This is a genomic window from Pseudomonas sp. 8 R 14, from assembly GCF_900005955.1.
Taxonomy (GTDB): domain Bacteria; phylum Pseudomonadota; class Gammaproteobacteria; order Pseudomonadales; family Pseudomonadaceae; genus Aquipseudomonas; species Aquipseudomonas marginalis.
In genome coordinates this window covers 83,167-101,643 of the sequence record NZ_CVTH01000021.1, presented here as the reverse complement: position 1 = coordinate 101,643, position 18,477 = coordinate 83,167, and the positions used below count along the sequence as shown (strand labels likewise).

13 protein-coding genes are annotated in these 18,477 nt (G+C 52.1%); 2 read left to right on the top strand and 11 right to left on the bottom strand.

The window, feature by feature from the left end:
• Positions 1-338 precede the first annotated feature (338 nt).
• Positions 339-1,310, top strand: a complete 972-nt coding sequence (locus BFQ01_RS01885) for a DUF4238 domain-containing protein (protein ID WP_065924043.1) — start codon at positions 339-341, stop codon at positions 1,308-1,310.
• 271 nt (positions 1,311-1,581) lie between these two features.
• On the opposite strand, the gene BFQ01_RS01880 is transcribed toward BFQ01_RS01885, so the two are convergent.
• From BFQ01_RS01880 to BFQ01_RS01850, 8 genes are all read right to left on the bottom strand, one after another.
• Positions 1,582-5,307, bottom strand: a complete 3,726-nt coding sequence (locus BFQ01_RS01880; RefSeq protein ID WP_141691235.1) for a hypothetical protein — start codon at positions 5,305-5,307, stop codon at positions 1,582-1,584.
• Between the two features lie 605 nt (positions 5,308-5,912).
• Positions 5,913-6,215 carry a Nif11-like leader peptide family natural product precursor gene (locus BFQ01_RS01875; protein ID WP_065924041.1) on the bottom strand — a complete coding sequence of 101 codons (303 nt, stop codon included), beginning with the start codon at positions 6,213-6,215 and terminating at the stop codon, positions 5,913-5,915.
• 18 nt (positions 6,216-6,233) lie between these two features.
• Positions 6,234-7,619 carry a TfuA-like protein gene (locus tag BFQ01_RS01870; RefSeq protein WP_065924040.1) on the bottom strand — a complete coding sequence of 462 codons (1,386 nt, stop codon included), beginning with the start codon at positions 7,617-7,619 and terminating at the stop codon, positions 6,234-6,236.
• Positions 7,616-8,941 carry a YcaO-like family protein gene (locus BFQ01_RS31085; RefSeq protein ID WP_083244835.1) on the bottom strand — a complete coding sequence of 442 codons (1,326 nt, stop codon included), beginning with the start codon at positions 8,939-8,941 and terminating at the stop codon, positions 7,616-7,618. The genes BFQ01_RS01870 and BFQ01_RS31085 overlap by 4 nt, the downstream gene beginning before the upstream one ends.
• A gap of 873 nt (positions 8,942-9,814) precedes the next feature.
• Entirely contained in the window at positions 9,815-10,423 is a 609-nt protein-coding gene (locus tag BFQ01_RS01860; RefSeq protein ID WP_065924038.1) for a hypothetical protein, read from the bottom strand.
• A gap of 1 nt (position 10,424) precedes the next feature.
• Complete coding sequence (locus BFQ01_RS32800) at positions 10,425-10,553, bottom strand: hypothetical protein (protein ID WP_256097659.1); 129 nt, start codon at positions 10,551-10,553, stop codon at positions 10,425-10,427.
• 55 nt (positions 10,554-10,608) lie between these two features.
• A complete protein-coding gene (locus BFQ01_RS01855; RefSeq protein WP_065924037.1) occupies positions 10,609-11,091 on the bottom strand; it encodes a Yae1 family protein in 483 nt (160 codons plus the stop codon).
• A 13-nt stretch (positions 11,092-11,104) separates the two neighbouring features.
• Complete coding sequence (locus tag BFQ01_RS01850) at positions 11,105-13,546, bottom strand: DotA/TraY family protein (RefSeq protein ID WP_256097658.1); 2,442 nt, start codon at positions 13,544-13,546, stop codon at positions 11,105-11,107.
• 329 nt (positions 13,547-13,875) lie between these two features.
• Between BFQ01_RS01850 and BFQ01_RS01845 the strand changes: the two genes are divergently transcribed.
• Positions 13,876-14,466 carry a hypothetical protein gene (locus tag BFQ01_RS01845; RefSeq protein ID WP_065924035.1) on the top strand — a complete coding sequence of 197 codons (591 nt, stop codon included), beginning with the start codon at positions 13,876-13,878 and terminating at the stop codon, positions 14,464-14,466.
• Here BFQ01_RS01845 and BFQ01_RS01840 read toward each other — a convergent pair.
• The 3 genes from BFQ01_RS01840 to mobA are packed head-to-tail and all read right to left on the bottom strand — an operon-like array spanning position 14,463 to position 17,587.
• Entirely contained in the window at positions 14,463-14,822 is a 360-nt protein-coding gene (locus BFQ01_RS01840) for a hypothetical protein (protein WP_256097657.1), read from the bottom strand. The two genes, BFQ01_RS01845 and BFQ01_RS01840, sit on opposite strands and share 4 nt — an antisense overlap.
• Before the next feature lie 22 nt (positions 14,823-14,844).
• Positions 14,845-17,256: a TraI/MobA(P) family conjugative relaxase gene (gene traI / locus BFQ01_RS01835; protein ID WP_065924033.1), complete on the bottom strand. Its 2,412-nt coding sequence runs from the start codon at positions 17,254-17,256 to the stop codon at positions 14,845-14,847.
• Complete coding sequence (mobA, locus tag BFQ01_RS31080) at positions 17,246-17,587, bottom strand: plasmid mobilization protein MobA (protein ID WP_083244834.1); 342 nt, start codon at positions 17,585-17,587, stop codon at positions 17,246-17,248. Before mobA ends, traI begins: the two co-directional genes overlap by 11 nt.
• Between the last annotated feature and the right edge of the window lie 890 nt (positions 17,588-18,477).

Below are 18,477 nucleotides of genomic sequence, written 5' to 3'. Positions count from 1 at the left end.
GCTGCGAAATTGCACTCCACTTGACCATCTGATTGCATCGGTACTGACCACTCGTTTGCATTGCACTTGACCAGGCGTTTGCATTCGATTAGACCACCGATTGCATCGGATTTGACCAGCACGCTTAGTAAACATGATCGGTAGAGAGCTGCCCATTGCTGCCGCTGGCGACAGGTAGTCATCGGCCATAAGCAGACGGTGGACACAGTGACGGCAAATGGGTAGCGTCATTGATACTGCTTTCGAATCTAGAAGGCCACAGGGCGTCTGGGCCACGTCTCATTCTCTGCGCCACCTCTAAGCACACCACGAGAGCACACCACGAGAGCACAGCTGAGATGACGATCGCAAAAGTTCAGCACTACGTGCCGCAATTTCTCATGCGGAACTTCGGTAACGGAAAGAAAGATCAGGTCTGGGTCTATGACAAGTCCTCGAATCGAAGCTTTCCTTCAAACACAAAGAATCTTGCCAGTGAAAATCGGTTCTACGACTTTGAGTATCAAGGCCAGCCGCTATCTATCGAGCCGTGGCTCTCTGAATTAGAAGGGCATGCCAAATTAGTGATCAGCACGATCCTCGATGCTGACTCGCTCTCGAGCCTTGCGGATGAGCAAAAGCACATCTTGGCCTCGTTCCTTGCGGTACAACTCACCAGAACCAAGACCTTTCGCGAGGAGTGGAACGCGTTCCCCAGAATGGTGAGGGAACACTTCGAGCAGAATGGCGATCAAATTGCGCCTGGGTCACAGGCCGAAGAGCTTCTTCGCGATATTCCGGAGAGCGATTCGAAGGAACAGACCGCAAGGATTGTCTTCAGCGCCCCCTCAATTTACGCAGATCACTTTCTAGGCAAGGACTGGGTTCTCGCTGCGACATCAAGACAACATCCATTCCTTCTAAGCGACAATCCGTTAACGCGTCAGAACATGATTGATCGGGCTCTTCGAGGGAACCTTGGACTGACGACTCCAGGTATTGAAATCTACCTTCCACTTTCGCCTACTCGTGCTCTGGCAATGTGGTGCCCTACTCTGACCGATCTTGTTCACCGTGGCGCACGGTCATTGGTTGCCACGCGAAGAGCGGAAGATGGAGCTGATCCCGGGGGAATCGTTGCCATGAGCGATTCCCTTTTGAGTGGCAAGCCAGTGCAGTACTCAGTTGCTAATGTTGAGAATTTCAACTCCCTGCAGATTGCATGGAGCGAGCGCTATATCTTTTCCATATCCAACGACTTCAACCTAGCGCAAACAATGCTCGCGGAATATCCGAATCTTAGACAAGGCCCACGTTCAACAGTGGCTTAACATGCTGATGCCTAACCTTTTTATCCAAAAGGCGCCCAATGCGCTAGGCATGATGGACGCCTGTTTTGTCAGACGTTATGAATGTCCGCTACGGGTTGGTTTCAGCCGATGGCGACAGGCAGAAATCGGCCAGGAGCAGTCCTCCAGTGCACTTTAGACGTTAAGGCGGAAGTTCAGCGATGGTCGCTTTGCAGCAGATCAGTCCTGGGCAGGAATCCAAAGGGCTCCGCCGCGCCACCACCCACCTTGAGCATGTAGGTGTAGATCATTCTCATTGCCGAGTTTGTGCACTGCGCTCACCTGTGCGCTGACAGTCGAACAAAGTAAGCTCTAGGACGAATGACTCAATGACATCGATGGTCTGGGTCCGCTCGCCGTGCAGCAGCCTTGCGGCGGCATTTGCAATCGGGAACTCGCCTTGAAGAGCGACATCCAGGAGCTGCAGGCCAGCCCCCTTGATGTCATCCGTGAGCGCCAAGTTGCTCCACGCCTCCCTCGCTTCGTCGAGAGTCTCGGAGACCGCCCGATAGATGCGTTCCTCCTCGGGCGTTCTGGTTCCCTTGCTGCACCAGTACGCATCAATGCCCTGGAGCTCTGCCAACGGGTTGGTGAGACGAGTAAATACGTTTAGCGAATCCAGCGGAGCTGCCTCGAGTCCTGCGGCGGCGCACCAGGGTTGCGCCAGTTCATTTGCTAGAACCGGGAGCAGCCTGTCGAAGCCAGATATAGCGAGGTTCGTCAATCCGAGCCTGTTCATGACGGGCAGGACGCAAATCTTGCGCCCGTCCTCAACGAGAGCACGCCAGGCTGGCCAGCCACTCGCCAAGTCTACGCCTGTTCCATCGGTGTTCACAGGCAAGGTGACCAACACGTCCGCAGGCGGCCACACCTCGGGAATGGTGGCCTCAGCCAGCAGATGAACGCCGATGCCAGGGCTAATTGCGGTCAGCTCGGTCCTTAGCCTACCTTCCAAGTTGTTGAACTCGGCTTCGCGATATCGGCGCGCGGCGAGTGCCGCCTTGCCAAGCGCACTCCCCTTTGGTGCCGTCCGATAACGGTGGGTGAGGAACGGCTGCCGCCCTCTTTTCTCAGACTCACCGGCCATCGTCTGCAGCATTTCCACAAGGCGCCGTAGCTCATCCAACTCTTTCGGAGCCTCGATTGACAACACATCCCATGACTCCTCGGACGCCACAGTCGCGATGCTCTTCTGTATGTCGGCAAGCCAGCCCATGTAGGCCGGAGCACCCTGCGGCAGCGCAAGAAACCTCCGGACGAGATCCGTGGAGCAACTGGACAGGATCGATGGCAGCCTCGACCACCTCTGGACCCCAGCAGCTGGCTGCTCCTCCTGTGGCGCCACCAAGCTGATAGCTGCGTCGTATACGCGTCCCAAGACTTTGAGCGCCGTGGCATCTGTCTTCCCTCTGAACTGCCCGTCAAGAAGCGCTCTGAGGTTCGGGACGAGCAGATTGAGCAGATCCAAGCATTGCGCTAGATAGGCGGTGTAACTCTCAGTAGCCAAGTACGCGTTGAGTATGGCCAGCCAAGCACGATTGCGGGCGACCTGCTCGGGCGCGGGAACGTTCTCCCGGGGCATGCGTTTGCGCGCAAGCGGGTAGTCTTCGACTGTGGACGGGACGATGGCTCCATCAGATCCCAGCGCGTTGCTGGACACAATATCTGCTGCAGGTGTCAGCGCCAGCAAGGTCTCACAAGTCTGATACACGTCGTGGTTAAGGTCGGTCTGCACGGAGGTTGCTACAAACCAGATGTCTGAGCGAACCTCCTGACCTTCCTCACATGGGCTCAGACTCGGTGCCTCAGCCCAGGCCACATTGTCGGAGAAGCGCTGGAACAACGCGTCTTGCCCTACTGCTTTGACCCAGCTGATCGCCAGCGCCCTGTCGACCCTTGCTGTGACTTGGAGTAGCGAAACTACGGCTTGAAAGTCCGCGTCGACGAGCGGGGGGGGAAAAGTGGCCAGCTCACCCAAGTGCGAAGTCGGGATGACTTGACCGAGTAGCGAAGCCATGAGCCGGGTCAAGTCTCCCACGCTGCTCGCCGCCTGGAGCACGCGGCGCAGATCGCTTGGAGCTAACCGAGCCAAAAAGCGAGCGGTCAAACCTGAAGCGATAACGTCAGTCCTGATTTCAGTGAAGCGTCGGGATGCAGGTACCATCGGACCGATATCCGGTGGTTCGATGTCGCCAATTGCTAGTCCAGCAGGCGTTCCCTGCAACGACTTCGCCATCGCTTGTGCTTCGGCGGTCTGGAGCCATAGTCTGATCACCCGATGCGCGTTCGTACGGTCCAGCCCCGTCAGAATCGCGCTGAGGAGCGCCGGTGTCGGTGCTGCCTTCAATCTAAGCGCCAGACCTTCAATTACTTCATCATCGCATCCCTCGTGCCTAGAGAGAGTGCGCTCGAGGAACCGAGACATCTCGGATGCCGGCACCAGCCAAACCGCAGTTGCGGCCGTAGTCGACAACAAGGGCGGTGGGAACTCGTGAGACAGGCGAAGGAGCTCTGCAGATCTCAACTCATGCAGCCCCACCATCCTGCCGTCATGTGCGTCTTGAACCAGGTGCTCATCCTTGAGTCTGGTCAGCGCGAGCGAGACCGTGGTCGCGGGCTTGGACAAAACGCGAGGCAGCTCTGACACCTCGGCACTGCAACCCGCTGCGTTCACACAAGCCACCGTTCTCAAGACATCCAGCTCGTCGTGTCGAGTGACGTCGTTAATACGCGCCGCAACCTGCGCGTGCAGCGTCTCGCTCAATCGATGTCCCTGGGTAAGCACGTGGGTGTACTCAAGCAGGTGGCCAGCCGCTAGCCTCCAAGGTTCTCGCCATCCTTGCCAAGCGGTTTGCCCTCTATCCCTCAGCTCTCGCCACACTCGTTCAGCCAGAGTGTCGTCGCCCTGAACCTTGATCTGGGCAGCACGACGGCTATCTACCAGCGGGTAGCGATCCTCCTCTCGTACAGATGCCAAGAGCAGCAGCCCGGGAGTGCGATTTACCTCCGCAGTCAACGCGGTCCAACCCTCCGAGAACCCTCGGCCCACGTCATCGATGATGAAGCCGACGGGTGCATCTGCAGTCGCTCGTCTGGAGCGCGCGAGCTGGACAAGTGACGCAATGGCTGCCGGCGGCAGGCGCTGAACTTGAAACCAACGCACTGCGTGACGACTGGCGTACGCGGCTTCCCAAAGGACTGCTGACTTTCCGGAGCCGGAAGCGCCGTGAATGAGCGCGTTTCTGCGGCTCTCCAGTCCTTCTAGAACGGCTGCACGGAGCTCAGGGCGTTCCACAACGAGTCCTGCGGCTACGTGCGATGCCTGCGCATCGACACCCAGGTAGAACAGCGGATCCTCATCGGGCGTCAGGAAATCCACAGCTGAACAAAACCCCTCGGTTAGCGCTGCCTCGACTACCGCTGATGTCATAAGCGGCTGTAGCGCGTCGAACCGCCGCTGAATATCAGACACGGCAAGCCCGAGATAGGCGTTCGCAGCGCGTGTTCCGTTCTCGTCAGAAAGATGCCCCACCACGCCTAAGAGGTCCGCGAAGTACATCTCGGCTTCGAAGAACGTGCAGGCCTGCTTGGCCGAAATCTGGGCTACTGCGCTTCCGCGAGGGTCGGGTAGCACAAGCACCTTGGTTCGCGCAATGAGGCCAGCCAACCCCTTGCGTCCCTTCAGCTCAACTACTACGGTCGGATAGGCGGTAAGGTCCTGCAACTGGCGGATGGCAGCGCGGCGTTCACCAACATTGCTTTCGAGCACCAGCAAAAATTGGTCGTCAGGTTGAAGCCCTTTTCCATCCCACATTTTCATGACGAAGCCCGCCACTGAGCGAGCTGAAAACGGGCCCATGTGGTCGCGTCGTGACTTGACCTGCGCGAGCGTCCTAGCGCTGGCCGTCCGGAGCTCAAGATCGTCGCCCCCTTCAGGAACGATGCTGCCGTACCCAAACTGGCCGACAAAGCCTTCCACGGCAAGGCTTGCCGCAACCGCATCTTGATATCGGAACCCACGTCCCGCATGAGAGCCAGCTCTTGTCGCCAAACCAAACCTCCCTTTTCGATGGCCAAACAAATTCGTCGCGCGTGCGTTTCAAGCGGCGGCTAGAGGACGATATCTCGTGAAAACGTTACCCCTGGAAGTGCAAATTCTGGAGCAGGGAACGCGAGGTACATGATGTCTTATAGCCCTTCATTGGGCGGCAATCCACGCTGCGATCCGGCTCCGTCTAGTCAAGCCAAGCCAAGCCAAGCGTTGAACGGGAGTTTACAGGCGTCTAGCTTGAATAGGTGAGAGGCCGCTCCTGCTGCAAAGCAGATGTCAGCGACCTGAGGATGAACATCCGCTATGGGTCGAAAAAGGCCTCTCGTGACTGGCAGCTGTTGGCCGGAATCTGCCGTTATTGTCTGCAGTCAGCAACCGACATTCAAGATCCAAAGCTGTCGGTGGAGAAACTTCAGTCTTCTGGGGCGAGACTGAAGGAAGTGCGAGATGCGGAGAGAAATACTACCTATAATTATAGGGGCAATGCCGGAAAAATAATTATAACGCCGCTTCTCGCAATAGTTAATTTCCCGTTATACCTCAGCCTTCGTTACTCCGTAAACATGCATGAATGCTATGACTTCAAGTTTGTCATCTACAAGGTTTGCTGCGCCCCCCGTTATTTCTTTTATTTCATCAATCGAAAGGTTCGTGCCGCGCTCGTACATGGCCTCGTGCATATCCTTGATGTCGAACCCCAATGTAACGAACTCGTCCGTAGTCGGAACAACAGCCGATTGTGGGGACGCTACTTTGCGAGCATTAATTATCGCCTTTCTAAAGTCTTCATCTTTTTCCAGGCGTTCGAGAAAAGCCAGTGCATTTTCCTTGGACATAATCACCTCCAAAATTAATTATATTCTGATTAGGGATGCAAATTCTAACGCTAGCGCGTCTAATGCTTTGTCAGCGCCAACAGATTTTCTTAACTCATGGTAAAGATCAGAGCGTCCTTGGAAGCAAGCTTCCATCATCCATTTTTCAAGTGTTGTCGTCATAGGCATCCCTCTTCGTTGAACATGGTATAAAAACATTTCGGAAAGCTCTTTATTCGAATCCGAAAAGCTTTTGCTTGGAAAGTCTTTGGATAAATCCTTATTGATGTTTTTGCAGTTGTTCTTGCGAACACTCCATGCGCTATATTCACCCATAAGCCTACACTGATCGAGGAGTAATTTTGTTGTTTCCTTGGCTGCCTGTCTCGAGATTTGCCAAGTCTGTAGCTTTCGAATTACAGCATTTTGTTTCATCAATTTTTCAAATTCTTCCTCATTTATGTCATTTTCGATAAGCCAGTGCAGGTAAGAAGCAGTTGCTATTATTCCGTGCTTTTTCTTGAAACGACCCACCTCTTCCTCTATTTCATTGTTATTAACACCAATCATTAGTGTTGTCGCTAGCAGAAGAGTGGCTTCTCGATTTAAAGCAGCCATAGATAGAGTTTCGAGATCTTTATGGTGCAATGAAATGTATTTGGCTAGCTCGCGAAACCGTACGCCGTCGTGATTCATGCAATCTTGGTATTCCAAGACATCGAAAGTATAACTCCGCTCGAATTTAAATGATGTAATTTTATTGGGGGTGTCATTGTTTGCATGCCTATCGTTTACGTAATTTAATGCAGCGATGGCATCAATCTGTTTTTGGTCAATATACAACTCGGTAAAAATTTTCTCTGATAGCGCTGTAGGTAATCCCTCATTATTTAAAATCTCAACGATTACTTTTAGGTCTCGATCAGCAAAAAAAACTGAGTGAAGTATTTTTTTTAGCTCAGTGCTCACCCTTGATGAGATGAGCCCTAACGACTGAGCGCGATCTAAAGTTGATCGGATATTGACCATGGGGATAGTTACACAGGAGAAAGCAAGTTCGCTGGGCAGATAAGTTAATGCCACCTCGTCATCTGCTAGAATTGCGCCAGACCTATAATCTTCAAATATTTTACCTATACCGTGCATTCCAAACTTTTCAAGTTCGGCTGCACGCAATGCCCCCATGCTACTTGCGCCATAAACTTTGACGCCTTGGTCGAGAGCATAGAGAATCTCCTTGTGCCATACGCTTAAGGATTGACCGAATTCCCCATCAATCAGCACAATGCTGTGAGGTTTATTATTTCGAACCAAACTCAGGATGTCTGCCTGTTTTGCGGGGGGTAAGTACACGGCATCTAGTATTGATGAAGCTTTCTGCTTATTTAGTGATGGACCTAAAAAAACATAGCAGTTATCATTCATAATGGCATTCCTCCCGCAGGCAAATGCATTGTTGGAAAAGAACAGCTTGTAACTTGCTCTCCAGCAGAGAGGCTAGATAAAAGCACGCCCGCTCTTTTGCCAGGAACATATCCGTGAGATGGATACCCTTCGAGCCCCGGCACGATTATTTTTGCGAAACTTTGATCGCAATCAAAAATATCCAACTCAACAACTACAACCTGATTTATTCCCGAATGCCTTAGTCTTTTTATAATAAAGTCCAAGTCAAAGCTGAGGTCGACTGATTCTTGAAAATTATTGGGAAGTACGAATTTAGTGGGCACTTCCGACATAACGGTCTTGAAATCAATGGAGAAATTCATCCCCCTCAATTTGTCTAATGAGAAATTAAATATGTCATCTCTAGCCCCGGAAATAACGACAGCTCTTCCTTGACAAGCTTCTGTTATAGCCCTGATCAAAGCCGTCTCATGACTTAAGTTACTTCCAAATCCTTCAACTACAGAGGTACATCCACCCAGATTATCCAGCAATACAGCCTTGTATGTTGGAATACCTAAATCACTTGTGCAGTCATAAATTAAAAGCTCGCAGTTGGCCGACCGAATTCGAGAGTAGGTTTCATGTATGCGCGGGTAGGGAATGGTGTTTATATCAATGCTATTTACGAGCCGCCCCTTTTTTTCTGAAGCGCATTTGTGCAACGCTATCGCGTCTCGCTCAATTACCTCATATAAGCCTGACATTATTGCTTCAGTAATATTGTTTCCTGATGCCAGTCCATTTGAGTCCGTTACAAATGAGGCTATTGTAGGTAGGTTTCCTGCATAAATTTGAGGCGCCATTGAAGCCAACTGAATAGGTATGGCTACCTCTTCTCCATTTAATATATCCCAACCCAAGGTCCAGGTTTCAGGCCATCTTGCATTAAAGAGAGAGCCTTTTCTTCTAGGGAGAAGCTCACGAGGAATAGAAGCATAGTTATTTGAGATTTCCTCATACGTCATGATGAACGTAGGCAAAGTTGCGTACTCAGCGTGGTATAGCTCTAGAGCTTCCATTGCCCCAGAAATTAGTGCCGAATCAAGGTCTAGCCCTTTGCCTGATGATACGGAGAGAGTCCTACTATTGGGACGAATTGCTAACGTTACAGGCAAACCAATTCGATCGAGCCCGGTTATATCTGCAAGCCTAGTTATCCCAGTTCGCTCAAAAAGCGGTCTAACCTCAGCAAGCGTTTGAGCAGCTGACTTTGATCTATTTCCACTACCTGAATTGTATTTTTTTTCTGATGCTAATATTTGGCCTTTGAACGTGTAAGCTGATCTTGTACCCGTCATAGTTCATCCCCCCTCAAAGGCCGCCTGGTTACGGTACGCGCTAACAGACTGCTCCGTTCTGGACCGACGCTTTGAGAGTAGGAGCTTTTTCAGAATCCGCACGGCCACACGCATTCTGAGGAGACCGCCGCGAAGAAATGCATCGGAAAACGGAATCAAGCTTCAAGCGGGCCAGCGCCGCACTTGTCAAATTTGGTCGTATGAGAGCGCCGTAGCAGCAACCATTGACGGGCTGTTGCTCTATCGGAGTGGCTGCTAATGGCCGTTCTCTGCCGATCTTCACAACGGCGTGTGCTGGTCAAGTCGAATGCAAACGGTTAGTCAGCACGGATGCAAATGAGTGGTCAAGTCCATGCAATTACGCAGAATGGCATCATGATCGCTAGCGATCACAGATGAGCTACCCCTAGCTCAAGAACGATTTATTTGTGTTTCAGCGTGAATATATCTACGGACCCACTTAAATGCTCATCTGAATGACAAGGGGGTCATTCAGCTCAACGATGCTACGGGTGTTTAGCGAAGTGGAAACTGTGTCAAGGGCCGCCGCACCGGCTCATCGGGCTTGCCCGATGAACGGAGCGCCGGGGCGAAGCCTTCACCCTTGACACAGGTGGAACGAGACCAACCTCCGCAAAGGGAGCTGATGGGTGCTTTTCCCATCAGCTTCCCGCCGCGTCGCAAGGTAGATCTGGGGTTTCCAGAGGGGCAAAGCCCTTATGGCCCTAGCGGAGCGGCTGGAACCAACCTGATGGGCCATTTTCTTCCGGGCGGATTCCTCACGAGCCAAGAACTGATCCGCAGCATATTCCAGCGCAGCCCAGTAGTTGGCATCCTCGATCACCAGCTCGCCCTCGACAAATCTGTGCGCAATCATATTTCCACCCCCGGAATCCAAAGGCCACGCTTCACGAACTGCTTGAATGCGCCCTCAACGTACAGCGTACCCGTACGCACCTGCCATGCTCGATAGCTCCATTTGATAGCGAGGATCGAAAAGGGCAGTGTCATCGACAAAATGCTGATGCCAGTTGAGGCCGCACTACCTGTTGCAAGGCCGTACAAAGCAATAAGCGGACAAAGCACGGCAAACACCCAGAACATGCGCGATTGTCGCGTGTGTGACTTGATTAGGCCCGTCTGCTCTTCTTCACTCATGCCATTGAGTTGGGCACGCCCCTTTTTAGTGATGAGCGGAAGCAGCACCTTATTGATTGAATCTTGACCGCGCAGCGTAAAGACCCCGAAGCCACAACCGCCCGAGCAAGTCCAGGGATAGAGCGCGTTTTCGTCTGGTTCTGCATCCTTGTGAACAAACATCACACCCTTGTCGCACATCGGGCAATGCGGGTTTCTTATCGTGCTCACCAAGTCTTTCAAATGTTGATGGTTCGACGAGATATTGCGCCATCCAAATATCGAAAGAGGTATAGAAACGAACGTGAATTTTGCGGCATTCTTTGCAGTTTTCAAAATTGTCATTTCAAAGCACCTGACGCGCGCGACGGCAACGTTTCACGGAGATATTAGCCAGAACTTTTTCAGCTACAGCGATAAGCACCGCCATGATGTTCTGAGAGGGGGTTTCTTCTACCTTGCATCCTTGTTTCATGGTTTCGACCTCCGGGGTCAGTGGTACAAATTACCGTCCCTTGTGGGCCGGATAATTACGGCGACGGATCGCTGTCGTTATCGCTTTTTCTGGGCGCTGCTTTGGTGGCCTCTACAGTCTGATTCCACCATTTTTTCATGAGCGCTACAGTATGTGGCGTTAGTTCTTGCAGCACGGGCTCATCAGCAGGCAGCACACGAATATATTTATTCTCTAACCAATTTTTAGAAAGATCGGAGTAATGTAAAACAAGCTTGGTGATCGTAGCTTGGGCAGCACTCTTTAATACGTGCATCGTGCTCATGGAGATAATTGAAAGGCTCGAAATCGCATAATTTGCTTCTTGAATTGTCGTCAATAGGTGAGCGTTCTCTCTTTGCAACGCAGCATAGCCGGCCTTCCATTTGTTGTTTACCTCAATCCACTGGCTATTCGCATCCTCAAACCCTGCGTCATAACCTTCATTTCGGCCCTTTTGATAACCCTGTCTGCGGCCAATAATTACCCCAGTGGTCTCTGCGTTAAAGTCATAAGACATAGTTTTAGTCCCTTCAAGTAATTATCGGCTTGTTATTGTTAGCGTTGCTATCTCGGCCACTAGGCCTCGGCGGAGTTTCAGAGTAAAACGACCCGCCACCGAATCCGCTAGGCCCGTCATCGGCAGCCCCCGACGGAACGACTCCCTGCGGGCCCGAGCTAAGCAACTTAGGTGTACCGTTCTGGCCACCACGACCACCGCCGCCATCACCACCTTCGTGTTGAAGGCCAGATGATCCACCACCGGGAATTGGTTTTTTCCCGCCGCCGCCCCCGCCCAAGTTGCTCGGGCCAAATTTCTCGGTGTTAGAGCGCATCTCGTTAGTGGCCTGCGTCGACCCCATAGAGTCGATGCCGATGCCAATCCATTTCAAGACCACATCCGGTAACGTCTGCGAAAGCCCAAAGATCATGTAGATTACAGGCAGCAATAACAGGCCGTACATGATGAGCCAGTTGCGCCATTGGAAGAACTCGACAAACCAACCCAAAGATTCCGCACTTGTCACGTTGGCCGCGCGCATCGCCCAAAATGCTTTACTGATATAAAGCAGAATTGGATTTGCTATTGCCATCGCTGCAAACAAACCGAAAACAATCAGCACAGGTCGAGCAAACAGCGACAACAACATTAAATAACCTTGGGTCTGCGAACCTACAAACGAACGTTCAGGCGTCATATGCATCAGGGCCCAAAGTGGCGCCGCCACAACTGATTGCAGAACACCAAGAACCCATCCGACCACGGCAATAATAAAAATGGTATAGGGCAGGGATGGTAGAAAAACACCGAAGTAAAACGCTAATACTCCAACCCAATTAGCGACTTCAACGAGTGGCATTAAAAAATTATAGATTACCCATTCAAGCAATGTATCAGCAAGCGGGGTTGCATCAATACTAGTTCCGAAAAACGATACTGAGCCAACCCCAGCAGCTACCGCTTTGGCGCCTGATAGCGCGGTATGCACGATGCGATTTGTTGCTATAGCGGACGCCTGCATGATTGCCAGAATATCGCCAGTGGTCTTGATCCGGGCGATTGCATCGACGTCGCCATCCGTACCAATCAACGAGGCCGTAACTCGCTCCATACCCCAGCCAATAAAGTTGCTCATAATGCTATCGCCACGACTACCCAAGGTGTCGATGTTCAAATCATCCAGCGATGCCGGAGCTAAAGCCGCTTTGATGTCCGCTGCATTGGGCGTTACGGGCTGCTTGTAGCTTGAACCATCGAGCGACTTGCTAATGATCGCCTGATAGATAGTCTGATAACTGCTTAACGCCAACTGGCCCGCCGCGCCGCTCGGCAGCATGTTGAGATTCGGCTGCGTTGCAACCGCAACAGGCTCCGCAAAAATAGCCCCCATTTCTTGCCGAATGCCAGAGAGGCGCTGATAAACCCCCCCAGCCATCGCCCAGCCGTCTTTAGTCACATCCTCGACGTACTTCGCCATTATTTTCTGTAGCGTCGTATCGTTCGTCATTTGCGACGTTAGATTTTGAGTAAGCGTATTTTGAGCTTGATTGATAATGGTGTTAAAGCGGTCACTGATAACGGCATCCCAGCCGGTCTTGGTTATATCCGTGGGCCAGGTATTCACCCATGCATCAATATCGGCCATCACCTTGTTCACGGCGACTATCTTGGCGTTAAGCGCGGCATGCCGTACCGCCTGCATCGCGGCTTTATTGCTCGTGATCGTAGCGGGATCGAAAATAGAACCCGTAGAGGTCGAGGTCGTCACCAGCTCCGCAGGAGCGCTAAAGCTATAGACCTTGATCGCCCCACAAATTGGGGTGCCACCGCCAAGGTTGGTGGCCGCATTGCGATCCTTGACAAGATAGGTCGCCGCCTGTCGGCCTTCGCCGTCATCCACCTTGGAGTCAGGCGTGGAAAGCGCCTGTATGGCAGTAGGCTGGTCAAGCGAGCCATAGATCGCATTCAGTGACCGGGCGCACCAGCTGGACGCCAGATAGGCTTGGCCGAACTGGCGAATGTCGTACAAAGGATAGTTGGGGTTAGGCTTCGCACCGCTGCCAAACCCAAGCTGGCTGCTAACACTGCTGAGTGAGCCATTAACGATCCCGTTTTCAACACCAGCTCTAAACACACCGTTGGCAAAGCCAATGCCCCAAAGTCCAATCGTCAGCACGATGATCTGGATAAATGAATACCCGCTTGATGCGGGCAGTAAGACCCCGCCGCCGAAAACGATACGCAAGGGAGTCCAAAGCGTGCTCCATGCCTTGCCCATCGCTTCGCCTTCATTGGCCGTGTTAGCGACGCCGACAATGGCGATATACGAAACGAATAAGGAGGCCAGCACCATCAGGCCCGAGTTGTATTGCACGAACATCGAGGCCAGCACGTTAGAGCTAGCAGTAACGGTTTCCGGGTCACTGCCTTGTGCCAAAGACTCAATGACCGGCCCAAAGACAGCTTGAAGCACTCCAACACTTGCGTCTGAGCAACCGCTCGCGCCGTCCGTAGTGCCGCACGGTGAAAAGGGCATGCCTGCCATTTGTAGAGCCTCGTGGGATATTTACAATTAAGTCTATAGGTCAAAAACCTCCTTTAAAATACGGGCCAAATTCGCACATGGACTATAGTCCATAACTTTCGGAAAGCACTTAGTTAACTTTATGATTTTATTAGCTTAAATATATTTTCAATAACGCGAATAGACGCTAAAGAAAGCGATCACAATAATGTTTATTAAAAATCGGGCATAACTTAGACTCAGGGCACTCCATAACCTGCTAGCAGAGATGGCAAAAATTGAGATTTAAGCTCAAGTACCAGAACAGCAAAACACTAGGCATCCAGTACATCGGCAACCCTGTGACTTGTTTTCGCCTCTTGAATGAAACGACAAAAGGCGGCAATCAAAAGCAAAGCTACGTCTGCACGATTAGTCGATGGGATACAGAGCTACCGGAGCATGCTGTCCGATCACTGACAGAGGTTGAAATAGGGGAGTGGAAGGCGTGGAAGAAGTCTCACGATGCTGGATTCAGACGCAAGCAGCTTGAGGCTTCGCTGAATGCCTTGCCGCTCACACTGCGCTATGCGGCGGCGGCGCTGGCTGAGAATGCACCCACCGCCAATGAGGCGCAAACGGCCGCCATCTGGTCGGCCCTAGACGCATTTACACGAGCCTTGGAAAAGGCCGGTGTGGAGCGACCACCGCGAGGGCGCGGTCGCCCACCTGCAATGGACCTACCTGCGCCAGAAGAGGGGTTGCCCATAATGTCTAACCTCGATCAGCTCGGCTCCCCACTTGAGTGTGCCTACCGCTCCCTCGTAGAACGCTACAAAGCCTTGCAAGCGCGCAGTAAGCTCTCCAACGAAAATGACGACATTGCTTAGCTGCCACGACGGGTGTTCAGTTGCTCGCGCATCCACTGACCATCCCGCCTCATCTCTGCCCGCAATTCCTCGACCTGTTCAGGCAGCAGCGAAAACAACGACCGCAAGGGCGGCTCTTTGGTCATGCGCTGACCATCTACCCTTTCCGGGTCGAACTGCTCTCTATCGAATGTCATACCGTATACCTCTACATATTCAAAATGTGCCGGGCACTCACGACCCCAAGGATCGCGCACCCATAAATCACCCAAACCGTCCCGGATGACGTAATACGCGTCGGGATCGTTCCGCACCATGAGCGGTAGAACAGCGTGGAACTCCTGGGCGTCGGGGTCGAACCGCCATGCATACTTCATTCTTTCTAACATGATCCAGCCCTCAAATATCCAAGTCCGGCGTGTCTCGGTCGAGTGAGTTCTGACGTTCGCGAACTTGTTCTTCTTGACGCGGTCGCAACCGCTGAGGCTGTGCCTGTCGCGCGGCTCGCTGATCGTGCTGGCTCGGCGCAGGCTCGCTATCTAGGTGAAAAACCATCAGTGTCTGCCTCGCATAATCGCGCTTCTCTGTCCAATCAATGACCGATAAATCGTGTTCTATGATTGCCTGGTTCCAAGCATCATCTCTAAGCTTAACGGCATCGGGATGATCGCTATTTAAGTGCTCACGCCGCGCCGCCAATGGACGGGTCACATTCTTGTCAAAATTTTCGTCCCACTGCATGGCCTTGCCTTTCGCCATATGTCGACTAATAAAGCTGCCCGCCTTCTCCGGGTCTGGACGTTCGCCCAACGACTCCCGGAATGTACAATCCAGCTTAGACCGATACCGAATTATCTCGGCATCGATTGCTTCCATCTCTACATAGTCACGGACCGGCCGGACCGGCTCCCTTGCTGATAAAACTTGTTTTGCCGCGTCTCGCACCATTCCAGGCTGCTGGGTTCCTATCTTGGACTCCGCCTGCGTCCGCAAAATATCGACCTGCTTTTGATCTTCCACAACACCCTGACGCTTTTGGTCTATATCGGCCTTGATAGCGTCCTTACGTCGTTGCTCAAGCTCAGGATCGGCAAACCGTACGTCTAGCCGCCGCTCAGCCGCCACCGCAAGTACACGATCCCGGAATTCTTGATCGCCATGCACGACTACAGCGCCAAATTTTTCTTTCGCAAGAAGCAGCCCCATCTCGATGCTGTCCGCATCGTTGTGGCTGTCATTGTTGAGCGTGATACGCCGCCCTTCATCTCGGAACGCCAAGCGGTTATTAATCAAATAGTTCACCGAACCTGTAGAACGATCGACAGCCCATGTAACGCGCTCCGAAAGCCTCGTAGGCCACACCGGGTCAAGATCACTATCCGAAAAAGCTGAAAAATATGCCCGCTGTGCGTTCGCAATGTCCGGCTCTTGCGGATGCTTACCCTTCCGCTTGTCTGCGTGGGCAAAGCCCCGAAGCTGCGATATGGCTGCCAGATCACCAGCCTCTGCACGATCTCCCACCCAGTCCCGATAAGATGGATATTTCTCTTTTCGTAGACTCGCATTTTCAGCCTTAAATATGACTTTTAATTCGTCTCGTTTGGCCGCAGCAGTAAACGCTGCGACCGATAGAAGTGCTCTGCGATGATTGCCGTCTAGCCCACTTCGACGGATGGCTTCACGTTCTGCCTTAAGTCGATCAGTGAGAGCTTTACGCCGCAATTTCTGGGTGTTGGCTAGCTCAGCCTTAGCCGGGGCCTTCATGGCCCTCCACTCAACGACAAAACCTTCATATTTTCCGCGCAGCTCTGCGCGTTCTTTGGCACGCTTCTCGCGGTTTTCGGCACGCTTAGTTGGATCACGCAATGGGCGATGCTTGCTATAGGTCCGATTCTCTACCGCTTCCCGGTCAAAATACCTGGTTTCAAGTGGCTCGTATGGGCCAAGCTGCTTTATAAGTTTCCCCCCTCCCAGCCCCATGTCAGATGCCTTGATCGGAGCTTGAGCGGGATCACGTACCGACGCCACATAGAAAGCGTTGTTTCGTTCATTTGCTGGTCTTAACTGAAGTCCATGAGTGGCTAGTACGGTATGCAACGCCTGCCAGGACGCCTTGGCGGATTTCATTAGCGCCCCGGCATCATCTTTGGGCTGGCCTTTGGCATAGCCTGCTAACGACTCATTGCCGCTGTGAACCTCAAACTGCCGGGCCTTCTCTGGCAGATCTGCGCGCGTCCCTTCCCTTACTTTGAGCCGGTTTGCTGCACTCGTATGGGTCCAATCTATAGACTTCTTACCGTCAACCTCTCTGACAGAAAAGGGCCCATTATCGTGTTTCCACCCTTGGTCAATTTCGATCTGTCGCATTGCCTTATCTAAGGTGAATTTCGAAAACGACATTTTCGGTACTCGGTGTGTATCCGGGTGAACCTTATTCACCATGATATGCAAGTGCGCATTGTCGGTATCACGGTGTACGGCCGACAGATACTCGTGACCGTCAAGCCCAATAGCGGCGAGCGCAAGTTTACCCGCGTCAAAAGCTTGATCGTCGGTCGGGGACTCTTCTACTGACCAGCTCAGAACAAGGTGCATTACCGGATCTTTCGTGCGCGTACTACGAACAGAAGTACCCCACATCTCAATCCACGCAGTGTCTTCAGAAAGGCAGTTTGTTTGCACTGCCACTGCTGCAACTGTGACTTCCCCAGTCGCAAGATCAACACCATGTCGAAGACTGTTAATGTACTTAGACAAACTACGAAAGCTTGTTTTTCCATCGCTTCGACGGCCGCCGATTTTAGCGATCATCGCTGTCCGCTTCCTCAACGTCTGGGGCTATGCGTTTAAGTGCCAATGCCGCCTCGTCAACGGCATGTTTAAACGCATTCAATATCTCCGACGTCTGCTGTGAATAGGCACCACCACTGCTATTAAATAGCTTTTTTTGCAAGCCACCTAAACTACGCAATTGGGCGGCAAACGTCTTTATATCTGCACAGACAATACGGTCTGTTTGATTCCGTATACGGCGATTTAATCCGGCGCAACGAATAAACATCGACAACGATATGCCTGCATTCTCGGCTTTAACTTTTAGCGCGTCTGCCTCTTCGGGCAGACAGCGAGTATGAACGACCACAGTCCGCTTCCTTGTATTCGAACCAGAACGACCATTTGAGGCCATAACAAACTCCGCTTCTAGTGGCCGCACAGCGGCAGGGGTCTCGGGGCGTAGCCCTGAGCAGGGCAGGTTAGGGGCGATGACGAGCGAAGCGAGGAAGAACCCCGGTGAGATACCAGCACGAAGTGCGCGGTAGCTCAAACCACACCCTGTCCTCGTATTCGAAACTAAATTGGCGCACGACGCGTGTCAACACGCTTATGAATATTCAATGCACAGCAACTAACCCCACACTTTTTCCACACTCCCCCCACAATGCTTCCACTCTTTCCAAAATCAAATAAATAACCGCCACAATCTAACCACCAACAAACCGTACTCTTACCAGAGTCCTGCCATAGTATCCCCCCGATTAAACCACAGTAGAACCGTGTTTATGCCACGAGTTGAATAGCTAGAAAAAATTCGAAGCTATAGACACGACTCATTTCCCAGCACATTTAGTGTCAACAGCTTTTGGTAGCGATCTGAACCAGCACGTGGATGGGCATCATTCAACTGGAGCCTAACCTGAGCCCTATAGGAAAAATCAGTGTGCGAAGGTCAGGCAAGACAAAAGACAGGCGAGGAGCGGTCGGAGTCGCGCTCGACTTTACGGGTTGTAAATGAGCTTCCGGCGTACGAGCCTGTTTTTAAAGCAGCATCACCGAGTGCAGCTAATTTTCGTACAGAGCCTAAGGGATGCTAGCACCGCGCCATATCGGCTCAACCTGTACTGCTACATTAGTTGCGTTATTTTATGCTGCATTTCTTCGCACGTCTCAAAAAATACCAGTGGTGCGCCCCATGTGTACGACAATATTTTCTATACAAGTCATAATCACAAACAACTTATTAAACTCTGGGCC